The 22,932-nt window shown below is 29.3% G+C and carries 36 protein-coding genes; 30 read left to right on the top strand and 6 right to left on the bottom strand.

What is annotated here, in order from left to right:
* From rpsJ to SAR11_RS05455, 27 genes are read left to right on the top strand one after another with little or no spacing between them, the layout of a single operon-like run.
* Window positions 1–309, top strand: a complete 309-nt coding sequence (gene rpsJ / locus SAR11_RS05585; protein WP_006996810.1) for a 30S ribosomal protein S10 — start codon at window positions 1–3, stop codon at window positions 307–309.
* Between the two features lie 2 nt (window positions 310–311).
* Window positions 312–1,022 (top strand): 50S ribosomal protein L3, encoded by a 711-nt coding sequence (rplC, locus tag SAR11_RS05580; protein WP_011282157.1) that lies wholly within the window; start codon window positions 312–314, stop codon window positions 1,020–1,022.
* Window positions 1,022–1,645 carry a 50S ribosomal protein L4 gene (rplD, locus tag SAR11_RS05575; protein WP_011282156.1) on the top strand — a complete coding sequence of 208 codons (624 nt, stop codon included), beginning with the start codon at window positions 1,022–1,024 and terminating at the stop codon, window positions 1,643–1,645. The genes rplC and rplD overlap by 1 nt, the downstream gene beginning before the upstream one ends.
* A 1-nt stretch (window position 1,646) precedes the next feature.
* Window positions 1,647–1,940, top strand: a complete 294-nt coding sequence (gene rplW, locus SAR11_RS05570; RefSeq protein ID WP_006996813.1) for a 50S ribosomal protein L23 — start codon at window positions 1,647–1,649, stop codon at window positions 1,938–1,940.
* Window positions 1,941–1,942: 2 nt separating this feature from the next.
* Window positions 1,943–2,788: a 50S ribosomal protein L2 gene (rplB, locus tag SAR11_RS05565; RefSeq protein WP_006996814.1), complete on the top strand. Its 846-nt coding sequence runs from the start codon at window positions 1,943–1,945 to the stop codon at window positions 2,786–2,788.
* Entirely contained in the window at window positions 2,788–3,081 is a 294-nt protein-coding gene (rpsS, locus tag SAR11_RS05560) for a 30S ribosomal protein S19 (RefSeq protein WP_006996815.1), read from the top strand. Before rplB ends, rpsS begins: the two co-directional genes overlap by 1 nt.
* Before the next feature lie 2 nt (window positions 3,082–3,083).
* Window positions 3,084–3,482 carry a 50S ribosomal protein L22 gene (gene rplV, locus SAR11_RS05555; RefSeq protein ID WP_006996816.1) on the top strand — a complete coding sequence of 133 codons (399 nt, stop codon included), beginning with the start codon at window positions 3,084–3,086 and terminating at the stop codon, window positions 3,480–3,482.
* Entirely contained in the window at window positions 3,466–4,146 is a 681-nt protein-coding gene (gene rpsC, locus SAR11_RS05550; RefSeq protein WP_011282155.1) for a 30S ribosomal protein S3, read from the top strand. Before rplV ends, rpsC begins: the two co-directional genes overlap by 17 nt.
* A 2-nt stretch (window positions 4,147–4,148) precedes the next feature.
* A complete protein-coding gene (rplP, locus tag SAR11_RS05545; protein ID WP_006996818.1) occupies window positions 4,149–4,559 on the top strand; it encodes a 50S ribosomal protein L16 in 411 nt (136 codons plus the stop codon).
* Between the two features lies 1 nt (window position 4,560).
* A complete protein-coding gene (rpmC, locus tag SAR11_RS05540; protein ID WP_006996819.1) occupies window positions 4,561–4,752 on the top strand; it encodes a 50S ribosomal protein L29 in 192 nt (63 codons plus the stop codon).
* Window positions 4,745–4,981 carry a 30S ribosomal protein S17 gene (gene rpsQ, locus SAR11_RS05535; RefSeq protein WP_011282154.1) on the top strand — a complete coding sequence of 79 codons (237 nt, stop codon included), beginning with the start codon at window positions 4,745–4,747 and terminating at the stop codon, window positions 4,979–4,981. The genes rpmC and rpsQ overlap by 8 nt, the downstream gene beginning before the upstream one ends.
* Window positions 4,978–5,346 carry a 50S ribosomal protein L14 gene (gene rplN, locus SAR11_RS05530; protein ID WP_006996821.1) on the top strand — a complete coding sequence of 123 codons (369 nt, stop codon included), beginning with the start codon at window positions 4,978–4,980 and terminating at the stop codon, window positions 5,344–5,346. The genes rpsQ and rplN overlap by 4 nt, the downstream gene beginning before the upstream one ends.
* Complete coding sequence (rplX, locus tag SAR11_RS05525; protein WP_006996822.1) at window positions 5,347–5,595, top strand: 50S ribosomal protein L24; 249 nt, start codon at window positions 5,347–5,349, stop codon at window positions 5,593–5,595.
* Window positions 5,595–6,149 carry a 50S ribosomal protein L5 gene (gene rplE / locus SAR11_RS05520; protein ID WP_011282153.1) on the top strand — a complete coding sequence of 185 codons (555 nt, stop codon included), beginning with the start codon at window positions 5,595–5,597 and terminating at the stop codon, window positions 6,147–6,149. The genes rplX and rplE overlap by 1 nt, the downstream gene beginning before the upstream one ends.
* Before the next feature lie 2 nt (window positions 6,150–6,151).
* Window positions 6,152–6,457 (top strand): 30S ribosomal protein S14, encoded by a 306-nt coding sequence (rpsN, locus tag SAR11_RS05515; protein WP_006996824.1) that lies wholly within the window; start codon window positions 6,152–6,154, stop codon window positions 6,455–6,457.
* 10 nt (window positions 6,458–6,467) lie between these two features.
* Complete coding sequence (gene rpsH, locus SAR11_RS05510) at window positions 6,468–6,863, top strand: 30S ribosomal protein S8 (RefSeq protein WP_006996825.1); 396 nt, start codon at window positions 6,468–6,470, stop codon at window positions 6,861–6,863.
* On the top strand, window positions 6,863–7,402 hold the full coding sequence (rplF, locus tag SAR11_RS05505; RefSeq protein ID WP_006996826.1) for a 50S ribosomal protein L6: 540 nt from the start codon (window positions 6,863–6,865) through the stop codon (window positions 7,400–7,402). Before rpsH ends, rplF begins: the two co-directional genes overlap by 1 nt.
* Complete coding sequence (gene rplR, locus SAR11_RS05500; protein ID WP_006996827.1) at window positions 7,402–7,758, top strand: 50S ribosomal protein L18; 357 nt, start codon at window positions 7,402–7,404, stop codon at window positions 7,756–7,758. The genes rplF and rplR overlap by 1 nt, the downstream gene beginning before the upstream one ends.
* A 2-nt stretch (window positions 7,759–7,760) precedes the next feature.
* Entirely contained in the window at window positions 7,761–8,273 is a 513-nt protein-coding gene (gene rpsE / locus SAR11_RS05495; RefSeq protein WP_006996828.1) for a 30S ribosomal protein S5, read from the top strand.
* On the top strand, window positions 8,273–8,734 hold the full coding sequence (rplO, locus tag SAR11_RS05490; RefSeq protein WP_006996829.1) for a 50S ribosomal protein L15: 462 nt from the start codon (window positions 8,273–8,275) through the stop codon (window positions 8,732–8,734). The genes rpsE and rplO overlap by 1 nt, the downstream gene beginning before the upstream one ends.
* 10 nt (window positions 8,735–8,744) lie before the next feature.
* Window positions 8,745–10,025, top strand: coding sequence for a preprotein translocase subunit SecY (secY, locus tag SAR11_RS05485; RefSeq protein ID WP_011282152.1), 1,281 nt, complete (start codon window positions 8,745–8,747; stop codon window positions 10,023–10,025).
* Window positions 10,026–10,029: 4 nt separating this feature from the next.
* Window positions 10,030–10,671: an adenylate kinase gene (locus SAR11_RS05480; RefSeq protein WP_006996831.1), complete on the top strand. Its 642-nt coding sequence runs from the start codon at window positions 10,030–10,032 to the stop codon at window positions 10,669–10,671.
* A 55-nt stretch (window positions 10,672–10,726) separates the two neighbouring features.
* Window positions 10,727–11,110 (top strand): 30S ribosomal protein S13, encoded by a 384-nt coding sequence (rpsM, locus tag SAR11_RS05475; RefSeq protein ID WP_006996832.1) that lies wholly within the window; start codon window positions 10,727–10,729, stop codon window positions 11,108–11,110.
* A gap of 7 nt (window positions 11,111–11,117) precedes the next feature.
* Window positions 11,118–11,570, top strand: a complete 453-nt coding sequence (gene rpsK, locus SAR11_RS05470; RefSeq protein ID WP_006996833.1) for a 30S ribosomal protein S11 — start codon at window positions 11,118–11,120, stop codon at window positions 11,568–11,570.
* A 3-nt stretch (window positions 11,571–11,573) separates the two neighbouring features.
* Complete coding sequence (locus SAR11_RS05465) at window positions 11,574–12,602, top strand: DNA-directed RNA polymerase subunit alpha (RefSeq protein ID WP_006996834.1); 1,029 nt, start codon at window positions 11,574–11,576, stop codon at window positions 12,600–12,602.
* Window positions 12,602–13,039, top strand: a complete 438-nt coding sequence (rplQ, locus tag SAR11_RS05460) for a 50S ribosomal protein L17 (protein ID WP_006996835.1) — start codon at window positions 12,602–12,604, stop codon at window positions 13,037–13,039. The genes SAR11_RS05465 and rplQ overlap by 1 nt, the downstream gene beginning before the upstream one ends.
* 24 nt (window positions 13,040–13,063) lie before the next feature.
* Window positions 13,064–13,978: an RluA family pseudouridine synthase gene (locus SAR11_RS05455; RefSeq protein WP_006996836.1), complete on the top strand. Its 915-nt coding sequence runs from the start codon at window positions 13,064–13,066 to the stop codon at window positions 13,976–13,978.
* Here the strand turns inward: SAR11_RS05455 and lipB are convergent.
* Complete coding sequence (gene lipB / locus SAR11_RS05450) at window positions 13,959–14,579, bottom strand: lipoyl(octanoyl) transferase LipB (RefSeq protein ID WP_006996837.1); 621 nt, start codon at window positions 14,577–14,579, stop codon at window positions 13,959–13,961. The two genes, SAR11_RS05455 and lipB, sit on opposite strands and share 20 nt — an antisense overlap.
* Window positions 14,580–14,640: 61 nt before the next feature.
* Between lipB and mgtE the strand changes: the two genes are divergently transcribed.
* Window positions 14,641–16,014, top strand: a complete 1,374-nt coding sequence (gene mgtE, locus SAR11_RS05445) for a magnesium transporter (RefSeq protein WP_006996838.1) — start codon at window positions 14,641–14,643, stop codon at window positions 16,012–16,014.
* Here mgtE and panC read toward each other — a convergent pair.
* Complete coding sequence (panC, locus tag SAR11_RS05440) at window positions 16,011–16,853, bottom strand: pantoate--beta-alanine ligase (protein WP_011282151.1); 843 nt, start codon at window positions 16,851–16,853, stop codon at window positions 16,011–16,013. The genes mgtE and panC overlap by 4 nt on opposite strands.
* Before the next feature lie 4 nt (window positions 16,854–16,857).
* Here panC and SAR11_RS05435 point away from each other — a divergent pair, with 4 nt between their 5' ends.
* Together SAR11_RS05435 and SAR11_RS05430 are read left to right on the top strand one after the other, a co-directional pair.
* The gene (locus tag SAR11_RS05435) at window positions 16,858–17,673 is read left to right on the top strand and encodes a sugar phosphate nucleotidyltransferase (protein WP_011282150.1); all 816 of its coding nucleotides are present in this window, start codon (window positions 16,858–16,860) and stop codon (window positions 17,671–17,673) included.
* Window positions 17,670–18,968, top strand: a complete 1,299-nt coding sequence (locus SAR11_RS05430; RefSeq protein WP_011282149.1) for a UDP-glucose dehydrogenase family protein — start codon at window positions 17,670–17,672, stop codon at window positions 18,966–18,968. Before SAR11_RS05435 ends, SAR11_RS05430 begins: the two co-directional genes overlap by 4 nt.
* Here the strand turns inward: SAR11_RS05430 and SAR11_RS05425 are convergent.
* From SAR11_RS05425 to plsY, 4 genes are read right to left on the bottom strand one after another with little or no spacing between them, the layout of a single operon-like run.
* The gene (locus tag SAR11_RS05425) at window positions 18,965–19,426 is read right to left on the bottom strand and encodes a RidA family protein (protein ID WP_006996842.1); all 462 of its coding nucleotides are present in this window, start codon (window positions 19,424–19,426) and stop codon (window positions 18,965–18,967) included. The genes SAR11_RS05430 and SAR11_RS05425 overlap by 4 nt on opposite strands.
* Before the next feature lie 2 nt (window positions 19,427–19,428).
* Window positions 19,429–19,731 carry a hypothetical protein gene (locus tag SAR11_RS05420; RefSeq protein ID WP_011282148.1) on the bottom strand — a complete coding sequence of 101 codons (303 nt, stop codon included), beginning with the start codon at window positions 19,729–19,731 and terminating at the stop codon, window positions 19,429–19,431.
* Entirely contained in the window at window positions 19,728–22,319 is a 2,592-nt protein-coding gene (gene topA / locus SAR11_RS05415; protein WP_011282147.1) for a type I DNA topoisomerase, read from the bottom strand. Before topA ends, SAR11_RS05420 begins: the two co-directional genes overlap by 4 nt.
* A 37-nt stretch (window positions 22,320–22,356) precedes the next feature.
* Window positions 22,357–22,932, bottom strand: a complete 576-nt coding sequence (gene plsY, locus SAR11_RS05410; RefSeq protein ID WP_006996845.1) for a glycerol-3-phosphate 1-O-acyltransferase PlsY — start codon at window positions 22,930–22,932, stop codon at window positions 22,357–22,359.

Raw genomic sequence — 22,932 nt, 5'->3', positions numbered from 1 at the left:
ATGGAAAAACAAAATATAAGAATTAAATTAAGAGCATACGACAATAAGATTCTAGATGCATCTACAGAAGAAATTGTAAATACTGTAAAAAGAACAGGTGCCACGATAAAAGGACCAATACCTTTACCAACTAGAATTGAAAGATACACCGTTTTAAAAGGTCCTCACATTGATAAAAAAAGTAGAGAGCAATTTGAAACAAGAACACACAAAAGATTAATAGATATTATAGAGCCAACACCTCAAACTGTTGAAGCTTTAATGAAACTTGATTTAGCATCAGGTGTTGATGTGGAGATAAAAATTTAATTATGAGTGAAATTGCATTAATTGGAAAAAAAATTGGTATGACTAGAGAGTTCTATAAAACAGGACGTTTAGTTCCTGTGACTGTTATTAAAATGGAAAAGGCTAGAGTGATCCAAGTTATTGAAGAAGAAAAACGTGGATACAAAGCTGTGCAATTAGGGTTTGGTAAAATTAAAGCATCTAAACTTACAAAAGCAATGAAGGGCTTGTATGCAAAGAAAAATACAGAAGCTAAGAAAAAATTAAAAGAATTTAGAGTTAAAGATACAGAATTATATAAAGAAGGTAACGAATTTGGTCTTGAAATATTTAATGAAGTTAAGTTTGTTGATACAACTTCAAAAACTATTGGTAAAGGTTTTGCAGGTGCCATGAAGAGACACAATTTTGGTGGGTTAAGAGCTACTCACGGTGTTTCTGTATCACATAGATCTCACGGATCTACTGGACAAAGACAAGATCCTGGTAAAGTTTTTAAAGGTAAAAAAATGGCTGGTCATATGGGTGATAGAGTTAGAACTATGCAAAATTTAGAGATTATTAAGACAGATATTGAAAATGAATTGTTATATTTAAAAGGATCAATTCCTGGATCAAAAAATACTGAAATCTTAGTTAAAAAATCAGTAAAAGTTATAAACAAAATGACTATTAATGAAAAAATTGCTGCTGCTGAAGAAGCTAAAAAAACACCAGATAAAAAGAAAAAATAATGAAAATTGATAAATTAAACTTAGACGGTAAAAAAGATTCAATTGAAGTTTTAGATAAAATTTTCTCTGCTAAAATTAACAAAAGATTGGTTGATAACGTATTATATAAAACTAATGCTAATTACAAAGGTAGACACGCAAAAACTAAACAACAAAATGAGATTACTGGATCTACATCTAAAATTTATGCTCAAAAAGGTACTGGTGGAGCTAGACACGCAAGTAGAAAAGCACCTATTTTCGTTGGTGGTGGTGTTGCACATGGACCTAAAGGTGAACTGGCATACAAAAAAAGAAAATTAAATAAAAGTGAAAAAAAACTAAGTATTGCTTCACTAATTACTGAGAAGAATAAACTTAATAATTTGATAATTTTTAGTGATTTTGGAAATGAGATTAAAAAAACTAAAGAAATGCATTCAATTATTAAAAAATTTGAAATTACAAATTCATTAATCATTTTAGATAAATCATCTAAAGAGAAAATTGAAAAGTCAGTTAGAAATATTCCAAATGTTAAAGTTACGGATATTAATCATTTCAGTGCATTTGATATTATAAAGTTTAAAAAAGTAGTTTTTACAGAAAGTTCAATTAAAGAACTAGAAAAGAGATATTCTTAAAATGGATAAAATACATTTATACGATAAAATTCTATCACCAATGGTTACTGAGAAAACTACTAACTTGTCAGAACAAAACAAAATTGTTTTTAAAGTACCAAGAGCTGCAAACAAAACTAATTTGAAGAAAAATATTGAAAAGATTTTTAAAGTTAATGTTACGAAGATAAATATTATCAATAAACAAAATCGAACTAAAGTAGCTAGGGGAAAAAAAGTTAATGTTCAAGGTTACAAAAAAGCAATAATAACACTTAAAAAGGGTCAAAGTATTGACCTAACATCTGGAATTTAAAAATGGCATTAAAAACATTCAAACCGTATACAAAATCAACAAGAGGAACAATCTTAGTTGATAGAGCTGGTCTTTGGAAAGGCAAACCATTTAAGGCTTTAGTTGAGCCAAAAAATTCAATGCGTGGAAGAAATAATAATGGACACATAACTTCTCGTAATATGTCAGGTGGTGGACACAAGAAAATGTATAGGTTGGTTGATTTCTATAGAAAGAAAATCGACATGCCAGGTACTGTCGAAAGAATTGAATATGATCCAAATAGATCTTGCTACATCATGTTAGTTAAGTTTGATGATGGACAACATTTTTACTATTTAGCTCCTCAAAAAATTAAAGTTGGCGATAAAGTTGAAAATGGATCGGAAAAAGAAATTAAAGTTGGAAATTGTATGCCACTTAGAGATATTCCTGTTGGTATCAATATCCATAATGTAGAGCTAAAACCTGGGGCTGGTGGAAAAATAGCTAGATCTGCAGGTACATCTGTTACTATCAGTGGGTTAGATGGAAATTACTCATTAATTAAAATGACCTCTGGAGAGGTTAGAAAAATTGATTCAAGATGCATGGCAACAATTGGTGTGCTTTCAAACCCAGATCAAAAAAACATTAAGATTGGTAAAGCTGGAAGATCAAGATGGCTTGGTAGAAGACCTCATACTAGAGGAGTTGTGATGAATCCTGTTGATCACCCACACGGAGGTGGTGAAGGTAAAACTGCAGGTGGTAGACATCCAGTATCTCCAACAGGTCAATCTGCAAAAGGATTAAAAACTAGAGACAATAAGAGTACAGATAAATTTATAGTTAGAAGAAGAAACAACAGGAAGGATTCTAAAAAATAATGGCTAGATCAGTATGGAAAGGACCTTTTGTTGAAGAGAGCTTGATTAAAAAAGTTGAAAAACAAAAATTAGATCCAAAAAAAATGCCTATTAAAACGTGGTCAAGAAAATCAACAATAATTCCTGAGTTTATAGGGGTTAGTTTTTTGATTTATAATGGAAAAAAATTCATTCCAGTTACTATATCTGAAGATATGGTGGGTCATAAATTAGGTGAATTTTCTCCAACTAGAACATTTTTTGGACATACACCAGCTGAAAAAAAAGGAAAACCAGCTGAGAAGAAAAAATAATTATGAATAAAAAAAAGAAAATTAACAGAACTAAAGTAGATACAGTTAGATCTGTAAATAATAATATTAGATCTAGTGTTAGAAAACTTAACCCAATACTTAAAGCAATTGTTGGAAAAAAAGTTGATGTAGCTATTAGAGAGCTTCAATTTTCTGCAAAAAGAATTACTAGAGAAATAAGAAAAACAGTTTCATCAGCTGTTGCTAACGCTGAAAATAACAATCAATACGACATAGATAAACTAATTGTTAAAGAAGCATACTGTGGGAAAAAAGTTGTTATGAAAAGATTCAGACCAAGAGCAAAAGGTAGAGCTGCACCAATTTTAAAACCTTATTCAACTATTACAATTATATTATCAGAAGCAAAACAAATGGAGAGTCATGGGTCAAAAAGTTAATCCTGTTGGTTTCAGACTAGGTGTAAACAGAGGTTGGGATTCTGTCTGGTATGCAAAAAAGAAAGATTTTGGAAATTATCTTATCGAAGATTTTAAGATCAGAGCATATATCAAGAAAAATGTTGTTAATTCTGGTGTATCTAAAGTTATGATAGAGAGAACCTCTAATAAATGTTTTGTTACTATTTACACATCAAGACCTGGATTTGTAATTGGAAAGAAAGGTAGCGATATTGATAAAATAAAAAACAATTTATCTAAATTTACTAACAATGAAGTAACACTTAATATTAAAGAAGTTAAAAAGCCGGAAACAAATGCTTATTTAGTTGCTGAAAATATAGCACAACAATTAGTTAAAAGAATATCATATAGAAGAGCCATGAAGAGAGCTATGCAATCATGTTTAAGACTTGGTGCAAAAGGCATTAAAGTTTCTATTAGTGGTAGACTAGGTGGAAATGAAATAGCTAGAACTGAATGGTTAAGAGAAGGAAGTATACCATCACATACTTTAAGAGCAGATATTGACTATGCAGAAGCTGAAGCATTAACAACATTTGGTATTATTGGAATAAAAATTTGGATTTATAAAGGTGAAGTATTCGCTAAAGAATTTAGCCAAGAAACTAACAAGATAGTTCCAAAAGAGGTTAAAGAATAATTATGTTACAGCCAGTTAGAACAAAATACAGAAAAGCTCATAAAGGAAGAATTCATGGAACAGCTACACGTGCTAGCAAGATTAACTATGGATCTTTTGCATTAAAAGCTATGGCGCCAGAGAGAATTATAGGAAAACAAATAGAAGCTGCTAGAGTTGCTTTAACAAGACACATGAAAAGACAGGGACGTGTTTGGACAAGAATCTTTCCAAATATACCCGTTTCAAAAAAACCTGTTGAAGTACGTATGGGTAAAGGTAAAGGAGCTCCTGAATATTGGGCTTGCAGAGTGAAGCCAGGTAGAATTTTATTTGAAATTGATGGTGTTTCAGAAACAATAGCAAAAGAAGCACTTTATAAGGCTTCAGCTAAACTACCTATAAAAACAAAATTTATTAAGAGATTTGCATAATATGAAAAAACAAGAAATTAAAAAATTATCTAAGGACGAAGTTATCAAAAATATTGATAAATTAAAAAAAGATTTATTTAACTTTAGATTTCAAAAAATTAATTCACAAGTTACAGATCCATCTAAAATTGGACAAACTAAAAAAACTATAGCTAGATTAAAAACTACACTAAAAGGAAAATTAAATGCCTAAAAAAATATTAACAGGAGTAGTAACAAGCGATAAACCAAACAAAACTATAACTGTATCTGTTGAAAGAAAATATTCGCACCCAGTATTAAAAAAAGTAGTTAAAGTTAGAAAAAAATATAACGCACACGATGAAAATAATAAATTTAAAACTGGAGACACAGTGTCAATTATTGAGTGTAAGCCTTTTTCTAAGAATAAAAAATTTCAAGTAATGGATGAATCTAAATGATACAAGTACAAACTGAATTATTAGTAGCTGATAACACTGGTGCAAAAAGAATAGAATGTATTAAAGTTTTAGGTGGCTCTAAACGTAGATACGCAAGTATTGGTGATACTATCGTTATCGCAGTTAAAGAGGCATTACCTAAAGGAAAAGTTAAAAAAGGTTCTGTTCATAAAGCTGTTGTAGTTAGAGTTAAAAAGGGAATTCATAGGGAAGATGGATCTAAAGTTAGATTTGATAATAATGCAGCTGTTTTAGTTGATGATAAAGGTGAACCAGTGGGGACTAGGATTTTTGGTCCAGTAACAAGAGAATTAAGAAGTAGAGGTCAAATGAAAATAATTTCATTGGCTCCAGAGGTTTTATAAATGATTAAAAAAGGATTAAAAGTTAGAGTTTTAACAGGAAGAGATAAAAAAAAAGAGGGTGAGGTTATTGAAATCGATAGACCTAATAACAGAGCAAAAGTTCAAGGAATTAACATTGTGAAAAAACATGTTAAAACTACAAAAGAAAAAAAAGGTGGAATAGTCTCTAAAGAGAGCTTCATCCACATTTCAAACCTTAAACTTATTGACGAAAAAGCTAAAACAAAAAAAACTGAGGCTAAGAAATAATGATACCTAGATTAAAAGAACTTTATTACAAAGAAATCCAACCACAGCTTAAAGAAACCCTTGGATATAAAAATACCTATATGGGGCCAAAAGTTGAAAAAGTTGTTATTAACATGGGTCTTGGTCTTGATGGTGCTGATGCAAAAATTATGAAATCTACTGAAGAAGATTTAGGGAAAATTACAGGTCAAAAACCAACTGTGACTAAATTTAAAAAATCAGTAGCAAACTTTAAAACGAGAAAAGGTACAAACGCTGGTTTAAAAGTTACTTTAAGAGGCAACAAAATGTATGAATTTTTAGATAGACTTGTAAATATTGCTTTACCAAGAATTAAAGACTTTAGAGGCTTATCTCCCAAAGGATTTGATAAGTTTGGTAATTATACGTTTGGCATTAAAGAACATATAATTTTTCCAGAAGTTAATTTTGATAGAATTGATAAGATTAGAGGTCTTGATATTGTAGTTGTGATCTCTGCTTTAAATAAAGATCATAGTTTTGCTCTTTTAGAAAAACTAAATTTTCCATTTATTAAAAAAGGAGACAATTAAGAATGGCTAAAGTAAGCGCAGTAAATAAAAACAATAAAAGAATTAAACTTTCAGATAGGCTTTTCAAAAAAAGACAAGCATTAAAGAAAATTGTAATGGATAAAAAAATATCATTAGAAGAAAGATTTAAAGCACAGCAAAAGCTTTCAAATTTACCTCGTAATTCTGCAAAAAACAGAGTTATGAATAGATGCCAAATTACTGGAAGACCACACGGTGTATACAGAAAATTAAAAATATCAAGAATAGCCTTAAGAGACTTGGGACTGCATGGATTAATTCCTGGCATGACTAAGTCGAGTTGGTAGAAAGGATAATATGAGTTTAAGTGACCCAATAGGGGATATGATCGCAAGAATAAAAAATGCACAAGTGAGAAATCACAAGAAAGTAGCATTACCTTCTTCTAACTTTAAAGTTAAGATTGCAGATATTCTTAAAAGTGAAGGATTTATAAAAGACTATAAAATTGAAACTGAAAATAATAAACCCACATTGTCAGTTGACTTAAAATATTATTCTGGAAATCCAGTAATTAGTACTTTTGAGAGAGTATCTAAGCCTGGTAGAAGAATATTTTCAAGTGCTGATAGTTTGCCAAAAATTAATGGCGGACTAGGAATAGCTATTGTATCAACACCAAAAGGTGTAATGACTGATATTGAAGCTAGAAAACAAAAAGTTGGTGGCGAAATAATTTGTAAGGTATTTTAATGTCTAAAATTGGTAAAATAAGTATTTCAATCCCTGAAAAAGTTAAAGCAGTACTTTCTGGTAGTGTTCTTAACATTGAGGGACCATTAGGTAAAAAATCACTTAATATTGATCTTGAAATGTTTAATCTTGACGTTACCGAAGGAAAAGAAATATCTATCAGCCCTAAAGTAAAGGATCAAAACTCAAAAAGATTATGGGGCATGAATAGAAGCTTAATCAATAATGCTGTTATTGGGTCAAGTACTGGCTATGAAAAAATTCTTGAGCTTGTTGGAGTGGGTTACAGAGCTGCATTAAAAGATAAACAGTTAAATTTGCAATTAGGTTATAGCCACGATATTAATTTTGATATTCCTGAAGGAATTAAAATTGTTGTTGAAAAACAGACGGTAGTTAAAGTTAGTGGATCTGATAAACAGCAAGTAGGTATGGTTGTTTCAAAAATCAAAGCTTTTAGAAAACCAGAGCCATATAAAGGCAAAGGTATTAGAGAGCAAGGTCAATACATTCTAAGAAAAGAAGGGAAGAAGAAATAATGAAATTAAATACCATCCAAAGAAAGAAATTTAGAGTTACTGGTAAATTAAAAAAAGTTGCATCATCTGATAGATTAAGACTTAGCATATCAAGATCTGCAAAAAATATTTCAGCTCAAATTATTGATGATGTTAAAAACATTACTTTAGTGTCATGTTCTTCTGTTGAAAAAGACATTCGTTCTATGGACAAAGTAAATAAAACAGAAATTTCTAAAATAGTAGCAGAGAAACTTGCAAAGAAAGCCCAAGAAAAGAAAATATCAAAAATATTTTTTGATAGAGGTATATACAAATACCACGGCAGAGTTAAAGTTTTTGCTGAAACACTACGTAAAAATGGAATGGAATTTTAATTATGGATTTTAAAGACAAAAAAGACGACGGTATTTTAGAAAAATTAGTTCACATCAACAGAATTACAAAAGTAGTAAAAGGTGGTCGTAGATTTGGTTTTTCAGCTTTAGTAGTAGTTGGTAATCAAGCAGGTAAAATTGGAGTAGCACATGCTAAAGCCAAACAGGTGCCTGATGCAATTAAAAAAGCCAATGAAACAGCAAGAAGAGTTTTAATCCATGTGCCGCTAAGAGAAGGCAGAACTATTCATCATGATGTTTATGGTAAAGATGGTGCTGGTAAAATTATTTTAAGATCTGCTCCTAAGGGAACAGGTATTATTGCAGGAGGTCCTGTAAGAGCAGTTTGTGAAGTTTTAGGAATTAAAGATATAGTTGCTAAATCAATGGGTACATCAAACCCTCACAACATGATAAGAGCGACGATGAAAGCTCTTTCAAAACAAAATTCACCAAAGCATATTGCAACAATTAGAAATAAAAAAATTTCTGATGTAATCGAAAAAAGAGGATAATGACTACATTAAATACTACAGGAAAAGTTTTATACAAAAAAAAGATGAGAGTCGGTAGAGGTATCGGTTCTGGAAAAGGAAAAACATCTGGCAGAGGTGTTAAAGGTCAAAAATCTAGATCTGGTGTTGCTATTAAAGCTTTTGAAGGTGGTCAAATGCCTTTATATAGAAGATTACCTAAAAGAGGCTTTAATGCAATTAAGAGATACCAAGCTGTTATTGCAATAATGAACTTGGAAAAAATTCAAACTTTTATAACTGAAAAAACAATTAATTCTGGTGATGTTATTAATATGGCATTACTTAAAAAACTTAAATTGATCAATAAAAATTCACAAAAATTAAAGATACTAGGTACAGGTGAAATTAAAGATAAAGTTAATATCGAAGCTGACTTAATCTCTAAATCTGCTGTAGAAAAATTAGAGAAAGCTGGCGGAACAATACAATTAAAAAAATAATTAAGATATTATGAGCTCTTCTTCTCAAACTAATGATCTTAAAAATCGTATAATCTTTACAATATTTATCTTAGCAGTTTATAGATTTGGTACTTTTGTGCCAATTCCAGGCATTGACCCTGAGCAATTACAAACAATGATGAGTGGTAATCAAAAAGGATTACTTGGAATGTTCAATGTTTTTTCAGGCGGGGCTGTAAGTAGAATGGCTATATTCGCACTTGGAATTATGCCTTATATTTCATCTTCAATCATAGTTCAGTTATTAACTGGCGTATCTGATTATTTTAAAAATTTAAAGGCACAAGGTGAAACTGGAAGAGCAAAAATAACTCAAATCACAAGATATGGAACTGTAATTCTTGCTACTATTCAGGGTTACGGATTATCTATAGGTTTACAATCTTCTGCTGACTTAGTTATTAATCCAGGCTTATTTTTTACTATAACAGCGGTATCAACCATTGTTGCTGGTACAATGTTTTTAATGTGGCTTGGTGAACAAATAACACAAAGAGGTATCGGTAATGGTATTTCGTTGATTATTTTTGCTGGTATTGTTGCTGAAATTCCACGTGCTTTAGTTACTACATTCGAGTTGGGTAGAACGGGCGCTGTATCTACAATTATGATTATTGGAATTTTTGTATTATTAGTCGCAACAATTATGTTCATTGTTTTCATGGAAAGAGCATTAAGAAAAATTTTAATAAATTACCCTAAAAGACAAATGGGAAATAAAATGTACGGTGGTGAATCTTCTCATTTACCTTTAAAGATTAACCAAGCCGGTGTTATTCCAGCAATCTTTGCTTCAGCTTTATTATTATTGCCTGTTACCTTTTCTAATTTTAGTTTTTCAGACAATGATACATTCTTAAATTTAAGTTCATACTTTACACAAGGACAACCCCTTTACATGTTGCTTTATGCTTCTGGAATAATATTTTTTACTTTTTTCTACACATCCATAACATTTAATCCAACTGAGACTGCTGATAATTTAAGAAAATATGGTGGTTTTGTACCTGGAATTAGACCAGGTGAAAATACAGCTTTGTATATTGAAAAAATTTTGACAAAACTTACGACAATTGGGGCATTGTATTTAACAATAGTTTGTTTAATGCCAGAATTTCTAATTGCTAATTATCCAATACCCTTTTATTTAGGTGGAACTTCAATCTTGATTGTTGTTGTAGTTGCAATTGATACCGTTACACAAATCCAAACTAGATTAATGAGCTCTCAATATGAGCAATTAATTAAAAAAACAAAATTCGGAAAATAATTAAGTGAATATAATTCTTTTTGGTCCTCCAGGAGCGGGTAAGGGGACTCAAGCTCAATCTATTGTTAAAAAACATAATTACTTCCAATTATCAACAGGAAATCTATTAAGAGATGAAGTTAAATCTAAAACTGATCTTGGAGTGGATATAGAAAAGCTAATATCTAATGGCAAATTTGTTTCAGATGAGATCGTAAATACTTTATTAAGACAATCTTTAACTAATTTAAAATATAGAGATAGAATTATTTTTGATGGCTATCCAAGAAATGTTGAACAAGCTATTAATTTAGAAGTTTTATTAAATGAGTTTAACCAAACAATAGGGCATACTATATTTTTAAATGTATCAAGAGACATTATTGAAAAACGTATTATGGGCAGAATGACCTGTGAAAAATGTAATATGACGTTAAATGAATATTTTAATAAGGAGCAAATAGAGCTTCATCCTTGTGGTGTTGAACACTTAAAGAAAAGAAAAGATGACAATCTTGAAATTGTTATTTCTAGATATGACACTTATATGTCTTCAACAAAACCAGTGTTAGAATTCTATTCAAAAAATTCAAATTTCACTGAAATTGATGGAGCAGGTGAAATTGATCAAATAACCAATAAAATTAATGAAATTCTTAAGGTTTAAGACGTTGACTTTGGAACATCTTCTTATATAAAAGGCTAAATTTATTCTCAAAAATATGGCTCGTATAGCAGGTGTAAACATTCCGCAAAACAAACTTGTCCACATAGGACTAACGTACATCTATGGTATTGGTAATAAATTTTCTAGCCAAATTTGTACTTCTTTAGAAATTCCTAAAGCAAAAAGAATAAATGAACTTACTGACGAAGATATTTTAAAAATTAGAGAATACATTGATGCAAATTTTAAAGTCGAAGGTGATCTTAGAAGAGATTACTCTTTAACTATTAAAAGATTAATTGACCTTGCTTGTTACAGGGGATCTAGACATAGAAAAAAACTTCCTGTTAGAGGACAAAGAACAAGATGTAATGCAAGAACAAGAAAAGGTAAAGCAATAGCAATTGCTGGTAAAAAATTAACTCCACTTAAAAAATAATTAATTTATGGCTAAAGTAGATAAAGTTGAGAATAAAGATGCTGTTGTAGAAAAAAAAGTAGATAAAAAATCTAAGAAAAGTTCTTATTCCAAAAAAAAGAAAATAAAAAAAAATATTCTTAATGGTATTGCTTATGTACAGTCTACTTTTAACAATACAATAATTTCAATTGCAGATACTAATGGAAATGTAATTTCTTGGGCATCCGCTGGACAAAAAGGTTTTAAAGGTTCAAGAAAATCAACACCTTATGCTGCACAAATTGCTGCAGATTCTGCTGCATCTAAAGCTTTAGAATATGGAATGAAAACTTTATCAGTTGAGGTTAAAGGACCTGGTTCAGGAAGAGAAACCGCATTAAGAGCTTTACAAGCGAGAGGATTTAAGATTCTTTCAATAAAAGATACAACACCAATGCCACATAACGGCGTAAGACCACCAAAAAAAAGGAGAGTTTAATAAATGGAAAGTTTAAATGTAAATGCTAAAAATTGGAAAGCATTAATTAAACCAGCTCAATTAGATGTTAAAATTAGTGATGACAAATCACATGCAAAAATTATCGCAGAACCTTTAGAAAAAGGATATGGTTTAACTTTAGGTAATTCTTTAAGAAGAATTTTACTTTCATCAATCAGAGGTGCTGCTGTAACTTCAATTCAAATTGATGGTGTTTTACATGAATTTACATCTATCAAAGGTGTTAGAGAAGATGTTACTGACATAGTTTTAAACGTTAAATCATTAGCTTTAAAAAGCTCATCAGAAACTACTAAAAAACTTATTTTAGATGCTAAAGGTCCTGGAGAAATTAAAGCTTCTGACATAGCACCAGTTGCCGATATTGAAATTTTAAATCCTGATCTGGTTATTTGTAATTTAGATGAAAATACGCATTTCCATATGGAAATGAATGTTGGAACAGGTAAGGGATACGTTCCTGCAGTAATGAACAAACCAGAAGAACCACCTTTGGGATTAATTGCTATAGATTCTTTATATAGTCCAGTTAAGAAGGTTTCTTACTCTATAAGCACAGCAAGAGAAGGAAAAGCCCTTGATTATGATAAATTAATTATGGAAGTTGAAACTAATGGATCAATTTCTGCTGAAGATGCCGTTGCTTATTCTGCTAGAATTTTCCAAGATCAACTAAATATGTTTGTTAATTTTGACGAACCTGTTGAAGTACCTGTAAAAGAAGTTTCATCTGAGCCTGAATTCAATAAGAATTTATTAAGAAAAGTTGATGAACTTGAATTATCTGTGCGTTCTATGAATTGTCTTAAAAATGATAATATTATTTACATTGGAGATCTAGTTCAAAAGTCAGAAGGTGAAATGCTTAGAACACCTAACTTTGGAAGAAAATCACTTAATGAAATAAAAGAAGTTTTAACTGGTATGTCTTTATACTTAGGTATGGAGATTCCGAACTGGCCACCAGAAAATATAGCTGAAATGTCTAAAAAGTTAGAGGAGCAAATCTAATGAGACATGGTATGGCTAATAAGAAGTTAAATAGAACTTCTGAACATAGAAAAGCTTTATTGAAGAATATGCTTAATTCTTTAATAAAATATGAGCAGATCACTACAACACTTCCAAAAGCTAAATTCTTAAAACCTCAAGCTGATAAAATCATAACTTTAGGAAAAAAAGAGACTCTTCAAACTACAAAAATGTTAATGTCTAAATTACAAGATATAACATCTGCGAATAAAGTCAAAAAAACATTGTCAAAAAGATATGAAGCAAGAAATGGTGGCTACACAAGAATCATCAAAGCTGGCTTTAGATATGGTGACAATGCACCTATGGCTGTAATTGAATTTGTAGATAGAGATGTTGAGGCAAAAAGAGTTGATAGAAAGAAAAAAGATCCAGCTAAAGATAAAACTGAAGAGAAAAAATTAGCTACTGCTTAATTTTTTATATAAAATTATATCATCATGAAAAAGTCTTTTAACGTTGATTCAACGTTTAACGATATGCGTATCGATAGATGGATACGTAATAATCTTGGCAATTACCCTCAAGGTCTAATTGAAAAAAGTTTAAAAAGTGGAAAAGTTAAAATCAATAATAAAAAAATTAAAAGCTCTCATAAAGTAAAGACCGGTGACACTATAGATTTATTCAACTTTGATTTTAAAGAAACAATTGTTCAAAAGACAATTAAATTTGTACCTTCAGAAGAAGTTATTAAAGAAAATGAAGAATTAATAATTGATAATAATGATGATTTCATTGTTCTTAATAAAAGCTCTGGTATTTCAGTTCAAGGTGGAACTAAATCTAAAAAAAATCTTGTAGATATATTTGCTCGTAGTGAAATTTTTCAGGACACTAAACCATTTTCTGTACATAGACTTGATAAAGATACGTCTGGAGTTTTTATTATGGCAAAACATAGACAATCTGCCCAGTTATTAACCTCTTTATTTAGACTTCGAAAAGTTCATAAAACTTATCTGGCCATATGTCATGGAGAGCTGCAAAAGGACTCTGGTGAGTGGAATGATGATTTAACCAGATACGATAATGATAGAGAAGTAGTTGAAAAAGCTAGAACACTTTACAAAGTGTTAGATAAAAATTCTATATGCAGTCTAGTTGAAATGAAACCAATTACAGGAAGAAAACATCAATTAAGAAAACAACTTTATGCTGTAGGATGTCCAATCTATGGGGATCAAAAATATAAATTTAGTAACACAGATAAAGCAATAAATAAAAATTTAATGCTTCATTCATATCAAATTAAATTTATGATAAATGATAAAAAATATACCTACACAGCATTATTACCAGATTATTTTAAAAAACTTTTAAAAACAAAAAGACTTAGATTTCCAAATTCTTAGAAAAGGTTTCAATAATAATTTCATCTAAATTCTTATAGTCTTGATCTTTAATTTCTTTAAGATTGATTACGCCTTTGTCTGAAATACCACACGGAATAATATTTTTATATTTTGAAAGATCGTTATTAATATTTATTGCAAATCCATGATATGCTATCCACTTACTTACTCTTACACCAATTGCTGCAACTTTATTAATTTTACCTTTATGGTCAGTCCAAATACCAATGTTTTTTGGATCACCAAATGTCTTAATATTAAATTTTGATAAACTGTCAATAATCGTCTCTTCAATTAAAGTTATAAATTTTCTTATATCTTTTTTTCTTTTTTTTAAATCTATCACAAAATAACAAATCAATTGACCTGGACCATGATAAGTAATTTTTCCTCCACGGTTTGTTTTTACTAGACTAATATCTTTATTAAGAATTTCTTTTTCTTTGTAACTCGTACCTGCTGAATAAACCTCTTCATGTTCTAAGATCCATATTAAATCCTCTTTTTGACCATTGTTTATCTCTAATAATCTTTCTTCAAGTAGTTTTATTGCATCTTCATATTTTATTGGTTTTATTGACTTTTTAATCTCTATATTCATTTATAAATTGTATTATTTTTATTATGCACTATTAGTGCAAAATTGATTTATAGGTAAATTTATGTCTTTAATAAAAAAAATAAAAGATAAAAAAGTTAATTTTGAGTTTAATAAAGAGTACATAAAAGTTGTTACTTCTAAGATTGCTAATAATGATGCTCAATTTATTACTAATTCTTTTAATGAGATGCACCCAGCTGATGCGGCTGATATAATTGAACATCTTGGTCAAAATGATAGAGAAAGCTTAATTAAACTTAATAATTTCAATATAGATCCAGAAGTTTTTATTGAATTAAACGAGTCGGTGCAGTCTGAAATCATAGCTTATCTTTCACCTGATACTATTGTTAGACTTTTAAAAAATCTTGAATCTGATGATGCGATTACAATTTTAGAAAATGTTGATGAAAAAGATAAGAATACAATATTAAGCTCCTTACCTCCAAAAGATAGATTTGCTTTACTTGAAAGCTTAAGTTATCCGGAAGACACAGCTGCTAGAATAATGCAACGTGAATTCACGGCAGTTCCTAGTAATTGGTCAGTTGGTCAAACAATTGACTATTTAAGAGAAAATAAAGATTTACCTGAGGAATTTCTTGAAATTTTTATTATAGATGAAGATTTTAAACCGATTGGAACTGTTCCATCATCTAAAGTTTTAACTACTTCGAGAGAAACTAAAATGCTTTCTATTATGTCAGAATCTCAACTACTTATTCCTGTTGATATGGACAAAGAAGAAGTTGGTAACGTGTTTGAAAACTATAGCTTAAATTCAGCAGCTGTTGTTGATAAATCAAACAAGTTGGTTGGTATGATCATGTATGACGATGTTTTAACTGTATTAAAAGAAGAAGCCGAAGAAGATGCCTTAAGATTAGCTGGGGTAGGGGATGAAGAAATTACTGATGGAGTTTTTAAGAAAACTAGAAGAAGATTTAACTGGCTTTTATTAAACTTATTTACAGCATTTCTTGCAACGTGGGTTATTAGTTTATTTGGTGCAACAATCGAACAAATGGTTGTGCTTGCATTTCTTATGCCAATCGTTGCATCTATGGGTGGTAATGCTGGAATGCAAACTTTGGCTGTAACTGTAAGAACATTAGCAACAAATGACTTAACAAAAAACAATTTTACTCAAAATATTTTAAAAGAATTTAATATTGGTATTTTAAATGGTATCATATTTGCAATAATAAGTGCTTTAGTAGTTCAAGTTTGGTTTCAAGATTCTCTACTTTCTTTAATAATTTCTATGTCAATGATAGTTACGATGATTGTTGCAGGTTTATTTGGAATTTTAGTACCTATAACTTTAAAAAAAATGGATATTGATCCTGCTATTGCATCAAGTGTGTTTGTAACAACTATTACTGATGTTATAGGTTTTGTTTCATTTCTTGGTGTTAGTGCTTATTTTCTCTAAAAATTGTCAATTAAACGTACGTTATTAATATAGTAGGCCACAAAAAGTTTAAAAGGTTTGTTCATAATATTTGTGCTTAAATTATGTGTGTTTCTACATTCCAAATATTCAATTTTAATATCAAAATTTTTAGATAGCTCTTCCTTTAAATAAAATATCATTTTTTTGTAATTTTTTTTGTTTTTCTTAATTTCATTTTTTAAAGATAATAATTTTTTTGCAATTATTCCTGAATTAATAAAACTTTTCTTATTTAATAAAGAGTTTCTGGAAGATAAAGCTAGTTTGTTTTTTTCTCTGACTGTTTTACATACGTGAACTTTGGTATTGTACTTATTTTCAATATAGTTTTTAACCAAGAAAAATTGTTGAAAATCTTTTTCTCCCATAAACATTTTTTGTGGAGAAATTAATTCAATAAAACGATCTAAAACATTAAGTACACCTTCAAAATGTCCTTTTCTAAATTTTGCACATAATATTTTTTGTGATTTATTTAGTTTAATTTCATTATTTTTTTTCCAATAAATTTGTTTAATGGTTGGCAAATATACATAGTCAACTTTAAGTTTTTTAAGGTAACTCAAATCTTGCTTTAAATTCTTTGGGTATGTTTTGTAATCTTTTTTATTATTAAATTGAGTTGGATTAATAAAAATACTGACTAATGTTTTTTTGCAGTTTTTTTGTGATGTTTTTATTAATGTTTTGTGACCTTCGTGCAAACTACCCATTGTTGGGACAAAACCTAATCTTCTATCTAACTCAATTGCCTTAATTAAATCAGTTTTTAATTTTATTAATTTCATTTGTAATAAGAATATTAATAAGTAAAACATTTATATGATTAAACAAGCTATAATTCCTTTAGCTGGTCTTGGTACTAGACTACTACCACTAACAAGTGTTTTTGCTAAAGAGCTTCTACCTATTAATGGAAAACCAGGCTTAGAATATATTATCGAAGAATGTATTGAGGCTGGTATTAAGGAAATTGTATTTATTATTTCTAAAAAAAAATTGATGATAAAGAAATATTTTTATAATGATAAATTTTACAAAGATATTATCAAGAAAAAAAATGATCCAAAAATTATCAAAGAATATAAAAAAATTCTCAAATATAAAAAAATGATTAAATTTGTTTTTCAAGACAAACCATTAGGAACTGGTGATGCTGTCTACAAGACTAAAAAATTTATTACAGATAAATATTTTTTAATGTTATTACCTGATGATTTGATAATTAAAAAAAACTGCTCTAAGTCAATGATTGCCGTGCATAATAAATTTAAAGCATCAGTTATGGCAAGTATGAAGGTTAATAAAAATGATGTATCTAGGTGGGGTATCTACAACATCAGAAAAAAAATTGATAAAAATAATTTTATTATAAATAATGTTGTTGAAAAACCTTCTATAAAAACTTCACCTTCTAATAATGCTGTAATAGGAAGATATATATTACCTAAAACAATTTTTTCTAAATTAAAATCTCTTAAACCAGGTAAAAGTGGTGAATTTCATATCACTGACGCTATCCAAGCTTTAATAGAAGATGATAATCAATTTATTGGTCACAATTTTTCAGGTAAATACTTAGATTGTGGAACAATGAAAGGTTATATTAAATCAACGTTGGAGATTTCTAAACAATGAAACTTTGCATGATAGGAACGGGGTATGTCGGTTTAGTTAGTGGAGTTTGTTTTTCTGATTTAGGAAATGACGTTATTTGTGTTGATAAAGATTTAAATAAAATTGAAAACTTAAAAAATGGTATTATCCCAATATATGAACCTGGTTTAGAAGAATTACTCATTAAAAATTATAAAAATAATCGTTTACGATTCTCCACAAATTTAAAAGATTCAATTTCAAAATCGGATATTATTTTTATTTGTGTTGGCACTCCCACTAAAAAAAATGGAAATAATGCTGATTTAAGCCAGGTATACAATGTTGCAAAAGAAATTAGCAAATCTATTAAAAGATTTAAAATTATTATAACTAAATCTACTGTACCTGTGACAACTGGAGACGAAATAGAAAAGATTATTTCAAAAAAAGTATCAAAAAAACTTTTTTCAGTGGTTTCAAATCCTGAATTTTTAAGAGAAGGTGATGCTATAAGAGATTTTACCTACCCTGACAGAGTAGTTATTGGGACTCACAATAAAAAATCTAATAAGATTTTAAAAAATCTTTATTCGCCATTGATATCAAAAGGTGCAAAATACGTTAATACGTCTCGAAGAGCAGCCGAATTAATAAAATATGCTTCTAATGCTTTTCTAGCAACAAAGATTACTTTTATTAATGAGCTAGCCAATTTATGTGAAAAAATTAATGTTAACATTGAAGATATCTCTATTGGTATGGGCCTTGATAATAGAATTGGCAGTCGTTTTTTAAGAGCTGGTCCTGCTTATGGTGGATCTTGTTTTCCAAAAGATACTAAGGCCATTACAGCCACTGCAAATAAATTCAAAACTAATTTAACAGTGATTAAAAGTGTTATTAAATCAAATGAAAATAGATCATCACTAATGCTAAAAAAAGTTTTCGAGATTTTAAAAAATAAAATAAAAAATAAAAATATTTGTTTCTTAGGGGTAACATTTAAAGCCAATACAGATGATATGAGAGATTCTTCAAGCCTAACAATGATCCCTGCATTAATTAAAAAAGGTGCAAAGATAAATTATTTTGATCCAACTGGAGAAAAACTAGATTTTAAAAAATTTAATAATGTTACTTTTTCAAACAACATTAAAGACGCAATTAAAAAATCAGATTTAATCATTATTCACACAGAATGGAATGATTTTAAAAATATTAATTTTAAAAAAGATGTGAAAAATAAAAAATTCTCAATTTTTGATATGAGAAATATTTACTCAGCTGATAAAATGAAAGATAATAAAATTAAATATTTTAGTATTGGAAATTAATTTAATTCAAAAATAGCATCAACCTCAACTGACACACCAAGGGGCAAACTGTTTGTACTAACAGCTGCTCTTGTATGCATTCCAGAGTCTCCAAAAACTGAAACTATTAAATCTGAAGCACCATTTATTACTTTAGGTTGTTCTGTAAAATCTTCTGTTGAATTAACAAATCCTGTAAGTTTTATACAAGATTTAACTTTTGAAAGATCATTACCACAAGCTTTTTTAACTTGAGATATAATGTTTAAACCACAACGTTTAGCTGCTTCATATCCATCTTCAGTTTTTAGATCCTTACCAACCTTACCTTTGATTAATTCTCCATTTGCTGCAGTAGAAATTTGTCCTGAGATGAATAACATCTTACCAATTTGTTTTGATGCAAGATATGATCCAACAGGATCTCTTGCTTCTGGCAGTTCTAACTTTAATTCTTTAATTTTATCTTCATATGACATGATTATTTCTCCATAAATTCAGTTAATGTTTTACTGTTTTTAAATTTAACAAGTTTTTCTTTTAAATTAAGTTTGTCAAATTTCTTTTTTCCACTTTTAGCATTAGTAGTTATTTTATCTTTAAGTTCTTCAGCTCCAACCGTTGCTTTTAATTTAAGTTCTGAAGATTTTTCTTTTAGATTTTTTGCTGAACACTCTATGTATTTAGCACTAACCTTTTCAAACTGATTACAATCAATTTTTTCAGCCATAGCATTAGACATAAGTGCTGATGTAATTAATGTTATAAATATTATTTTTTTCATTTCTTTTTCTTTTTTTTAACTTTTTTATTTTTATCGTATTCTTTTCTTTTCTCAATTAATATTAAAGCTTCTTCCATATTAAGTTCTAAAGGGTCTTTTTCCTCTGGAATTGTTGCATTAAGAGATTTATATTTAATATAAGGCCCATATTGTCCTTTCATTACTCTAACAGGTTTTTTGTCTTCAGGGTGCTCTCCTAGATCTTTTATAATTGATGCAGACATTCTACCAGGTTTAGCCTCTGCTATTAGAGTTATTGCTCTATTAAGCCCAATTGAGAAGATCTCCTCAACATTTTCAATCCTTGCTGATTTGTTTTCACATTTCAAATATGGGCCAAATCTTCCTGAGTTTAATATTATATCTCTCTGATTTTCAGGGTTAATGCCTAAACTTTTTGGTAATGAGCATAAAAATTTAGCTCTATCAAGATCAACGCTATCTAATGTAATTCCTTTAGGTATTGAGACATTTCTTAAATTATTATCTTCTTTTTCTATCTTTTTTTTTTTTGTTTTTTTTTTCTTTTTTGTTTCAATTATAATCTCATCTTTTATTTCCTCAATTTTTTCATACTGTAAGTAGGGACCAAACCTTCCATTTTTAAGGTACATGTCATTTCCATTTTCATGCTTACCTATAAATTTTGGTTCAGCTAATTGAGATTGAGCAGCTGCTTTTGCTTTAGACAGGGGTCTGGTAAATTTACAATCTGGATAATTTGAGCAACCAATAAAAGCACCACCTCTAAAACTATTTTTTAAACTTAATGATCCACCGTTACATAACTTGCATTGTCTATTAATATTTCCTTCTGTATCTCTTTCAAAAATTAAACTTCCTAGACTATCGTTTAATAGATCTAAAACCTCCCTAGTTCTTTTCTCTTTAACGTCAGATACGTTTTGATTAAAGTCTTTCCAAAATAACTCTAGAACTTTTATCCATCCTTCCTTCCCGGTAGTAATATCATCAAGTTGATTTTCTAAACTTGCAGTGAAATTATAGTCAACATATTTAGAGAAAAGCTTTTCAAGAAAAGCAGAAATTAATTTACCACGATCAGTTGGGTGAAATCTTTTATTAATTGTTTCCGCATATCCTCTAGTAGATATAACAGATATTATACTTGCATATGTTGAAGGTCTTCCAATACCTAATTCTTCTAATTTCTTAACCAAACTAGCTTCTGAATATCTTGGTGGTGGCTGTGTAAAATGCTGTTCATCTAATAGAGATTCTATATTAACTGGACCCTTGTTCATTTCAGGAAGGATATCTTCATCATCATCTTTTTTAGTATCTTTCATAACTTTTAAAAAGCCATCAAATTTAATAACAGATCCACTAGCTTTACAAATTGTTCCATTATCATCCGAAGTTATCGTTATAGTATTTCTATCAAATTGAGCGGGTTTCATTTGAGAGGATAGGGCTCTACTCCAAATTAAATCATATAATTTATGCTGATCTGGACTTAGGTATTTTTTAACTGTATCTGGTGCTCGCATTATATCTGTGGGTCTAATTGCTTCATGTGCTTCTTGAGCATTTTTAGCTTTTTTTCCAGAGTAACTTGCAGCGTTATCTGGAACATATTCATCACCAAATTCATTTTTTATATATTTTCTAAAAGTATCTATAGCGTCTGTGGACAGGTTAGTGCCATCTGTTCGCATATACGTGATAAGACCAATAGTTTCACCATCAATTTCTATACCTTGATAAAGTTTTTGAGCTATTTGCATTGTACGTGACGCTCCAAATCCTAACCTACCAGAAGAAACTTGCTGTAATGTGGAGGTAGTAAAAGGGCCAGAAGGGTTTCTATTAACAACTTTGCTAGAGATGTCATTTATATTGAAATTCTTAGATTTAACCTCTTTCATTGCTTTATCAATTTCAGCTTTATTTTTAAAAGAAAATTTTTCAATTTTTTTATCATTCAATTGAGTGATACTTGCTAATATAGAATTTTTATTACTATCGTTGAATTGAATACTTAAAGTCCAAAATTCTTCAGGATCAAAAAGCTCTATTTCATGTTCTCGTTCTGTAATTAATTTTAAGGCAACTGACTGAACACGACCAGCAGATTTAGAACCTGGTAACTTTGTCCACAAAATTGGTGATATATTAAAGCCAACTAAATAGTCTAAGGCTCTTCTAGCCATATAGGCATCAACAAGTAATGGCTCTATTTGTCGAGGGTTTTCAATTCCATGAATAACAGCTTTTTTTGTAATTTCATTAAAAACAACTCTTTCTATATGCTTGTCTTTAATTAATTTTTTTTCATTTAAATATTCTTTAACATGCCAAGCAATTGCTTCTCCCTCTCTGTCTGGGTCAGTTGCTAATATGATTTTTGATGAAATCTTAGCTGCATCTGTAATTTCTTTAAGATATTTTTTAGAAAAACTATCGACTTCCCATTCCATTTTAAAATTATTTTCTGGATCAACAGAACCATTTTTTGAGGGAAGGTCTCTAATATGACCATAACTCGCTAAAACAATATAATCATCACCAAGATATTTGTTGATAGTTTTTGCTTTAGCTGGACTTTCTACGACTACAAGATTCATTACTAAACAAATTACTTAAAAGACTTAGATAGTCAAATCAATAAATTTTAGTCTTAGTTTCTTCTTTGTTTTTCAATCGTTTGACGTTTTCTCTGTGCGTGTAGAATATAAGCACAAACATTATTATGAAAAATATTGAATTATAATTTTCAAAAACTATTAAATACATTGGCACCATTAAACTACCAACTAGTGATGAAAGTGATGAGTATTTTGAAATAAGAAATGTAACAGCCCAACTAATAATAAATACCAAACCCAAAAAAATGTTTATCGAAAATAATATTCCAACATATGTTGCAACACCCTTACCCCCTTTAAACTTAAGCCATATTGGAAAAACATGACCTAAAAATGCACTTAATGATGCAATGAAGATGTAATCAGGATAATTAAATTTTACATATAAAACAGGCAATACAGCTTTTGTTATGTCCAGTAGTAAAGTTGCGTAGCCTAATGTTTTATTGCCTGTTCTAAGAGCGTTTGTTGCCCCAATGTTTCCTGAGCCAATATCTCTAATATCTTTTTTTAAAAATATTTTTGTAAGTATAAAACCAAAAGGTATTGATCCTAATAAATATGAACTTAATGCAACAATTAAATATTCCAT

It is taken from the genome of Candidatus Pelagibacter ubique HTCC1062 (assembly GCF_000012345.1).
In the GTDB taxonomy this organism is placed as follows: Bacteria; Pseudomonadota; Alphaproteobacteria; order Pelagibacterales; family Pelagibacteraceae; genus Pelagibacter; species Pelagibacter ubiqueversans.
Note: the sequence above shows the minus strand (reverse complement) of the source record. Positions and strands in the feature narration are given on the sequence as shown.

Bases quoted from the DNA above. Each gene is read 5' to 3' on its own strand.
- rpsJ (WP_006996810.1), top strand. From the start codon at position 1: ATGGAAAAACAAAATATAAGAATTAAATTAAGAGCATACGACAATAAG.
- rplC (WP_011282157.1), top strand. From the start codon at position 312: ATGAGTGAAATTGCATTAATTGGAAAAAAAATTGGTATGACTAGAGAG.
- rplD (WP_011282156.1), top strand. From the start codon at position 1,022: ATGAAAATTGATAAATTAAACTTAGACGGTAAAAAAGATTCAATTGAA.
- rplW (WP_006996813.1), top strand. From the start codon at position 1,647: ATGGATAAAATACATTTATACGATAAAATTCTATCACCAATGGTTACT.
- rplB (WP_006996814.1), top strand. From the start codon at position 1,943: ATGGCATTAAAAACATTCAAACCGTATACAAAATCAACAAGAGGAACA.
- rpsS (WP_006996815.1), top strand. From the start codon at position 2,788: ATGGCTAGATCAGTATGGAAAGGACCTTTTGTTGAAGAGAGCTTGATT.
- rplV (WP_006996816.1), top strand. From the start codon at position 3,084: ATGAATAAAAAAAAGAAAATTAACAGAACTAAAGTAGATACAGTTAGA.
- rpsC (WP_011282155.1), top strand. From the start codon at position 3,466: ATGGGTCAAAAAGTTAATCCTGTTGGTTTCAGACTAGGTGTAAACAGA.
- rplP (WP_006996818.1), top strand. From the start codon at position 4,149: ATGTTACAGCCAGTTAGAACAAAATACAGAAAAGCTCATAAAGGAAGA.
- rpmC (WP_006996819.1), top strand. From the start codon at position 4,561: ATGAAAAAACAAGAAATTAAAAAATTATCTAAGGACGAAGTTATCAAA.
- rpsQ (WP_011282154.1), top strand. From the start codon at position 4,745: ATGCCTAAAAAAATATTAACAGGAGTAGTAACAAGCGATAAACCAAAC.
- rplN (WP_006996821.1), top strand. From the start codon at position 4,978: ATGATACAAGTACAAACTGAATTATTAGTAGCTGATAACACTGGTGCA.
- rplX (WP_006996822.1), top strand. From the start codon at position 5,347: ATGATTAAAAAAGGATTAAAAGTTAGAGTTTTAACAGGAAGAGATAAA.
- rplE (WP_011282153.1), top strand. From the start codon at position 5,595: ATGATACCTAGATTAAAAGAACTTTATTACAAAGAAATCCAACCACAG.
- rpsN (WP_006996824.1), top strand. From the start codon at position 6,152: ATGGCTAAAGTAAGCGCAGTAAATAAAAACAATAAAAGAATTAAACTT.
- rpsH (WP_006996825.1), top strand. From the start codon at position 6,468: ATGAGTTTAAGTGACCCAATAGGGGATATGATCGCAAGAATAAAAAAT.
- rplF (WP_006996826.1), top strand. From the start codon at position 6,863: ATGTCTAAAATTGGTAAAATAAGTATTTCAATCCCTGAAAAAGTTAAA.
- rplR (WP_006996827.1), top strand. From the start codon at position 7,402: ATGAAATTAAATACCATCCAAAGAAAGAAATTTAGAGTTACTGGTAAA.
- rpsE (WP_006996828.1), top strand. From the start codon at position 7,761: ATGGATTTTAAAGACAAAAAAGACGACGGTATTTTAGAAAAATTAGTT.
- rplO (WP_006996829.1), top strand. From the start codon at position 8,273: ATGACTACATTAAATACTACAGGAAAAGTTTTATACAAAAAAAAGATG.
- secY (WP_011282152.1), top strand. From the start codon at position 8,745: ATGAGCTCTTCTTCTCAAACTAATGATCTTAAAAATCGTATAATCTTT.
- rpsM (WP_006996832.1), top strand. From the start codon at position 10,727: ATGGCTCGTATAGCAGGTGTAAACATTCCGCAAAACAAACTTGTCCAC.
- rpsK (WP_006996833.1), top strand. From the start codon at position 11,118: ATGGCTAAAGTAGATAAAGTTGAGAATAAAGATGCTGTTGTAGAAAAA.
- SAR11_RS05465 (WP_006996834.1), top strand. From the start codon at position 11,574: ATGGAAAGTTTAAATGTAAATGCTAAAAATTGGAAAGCATTAATTAAA.
- rplQ (WP_006996835.1), top strand. From the start codon at position 12,602: ATGAGACATGGTATGGCTAATAAGAAGTTAAATAGAACTTCTGAACAT.
- SAR11_RS05455 (WP_006996836.1), top strand. From the start codon at position 13,064: ATGAAAAAGTCTTTTAACGTTGATTCAACGTTTAACGATATGCGTATC.
- lipB (WP_006996837.1), bottom strand. From the start codon at position 14,579: ATGAATATAGAGATTAAAAAGTCAATAAAACCAATAAAATATGAAGAT.
- mgtE (WP_006996838.1), top strand. From the start codon at position 14,641: ATGTCTTTAATAAAAAAAATAAAAGATAAAAAAGTTAATTTTGAGTTT.
- panC (WP_011282151.1), bottom strand. From the start codon at position 16,853: ATGTTTTACTTATTAATATTCTTATTACAAATGAAATTAATAAAATTA.
- SAR11_RS05435 (WP_011282150.1), top strand. From the start codon at position 16,858: ATGATTAAACAAGCTATAATTCCTTTAGCTGGTCTTGGTACTAGACTA.
- SAR11_RS05430 (WP_011282149.1), top strand. From the start codon at position 17,670: ATGAAACTTTGCATGATAGGAACGGGGTATGTCGGTTTAGTTAGTGGA.
- SAR11_RS05425 (WP_006996842.1), bottom strand. From the start codon at position 19,426: ATGTCATATGAAGATAAAATTAAAGAATTAAAGTTAGAACTGCCAGAA.
- SAR11_RS05420 (WP_011282148.1), bottom strand. From the start codon at position 19,731: ATGAAAAAAATAATATTTATAACATTAATTACATCAGCACTTATGTCT.
- topA (WP_011282147.1), bottom strand. From the start codon at position 22,319: ATGAATCTTGTAGTCGTAGAAAGTCCAGCTAAAGCAAAAACTATCAAC.
- plsY (WP_006996845.1), bottom strand. From the start codon at position 22,932: ATGGAATATTTAATTGTTGCATTAAGTTCATATTTATTAGGATCAATA.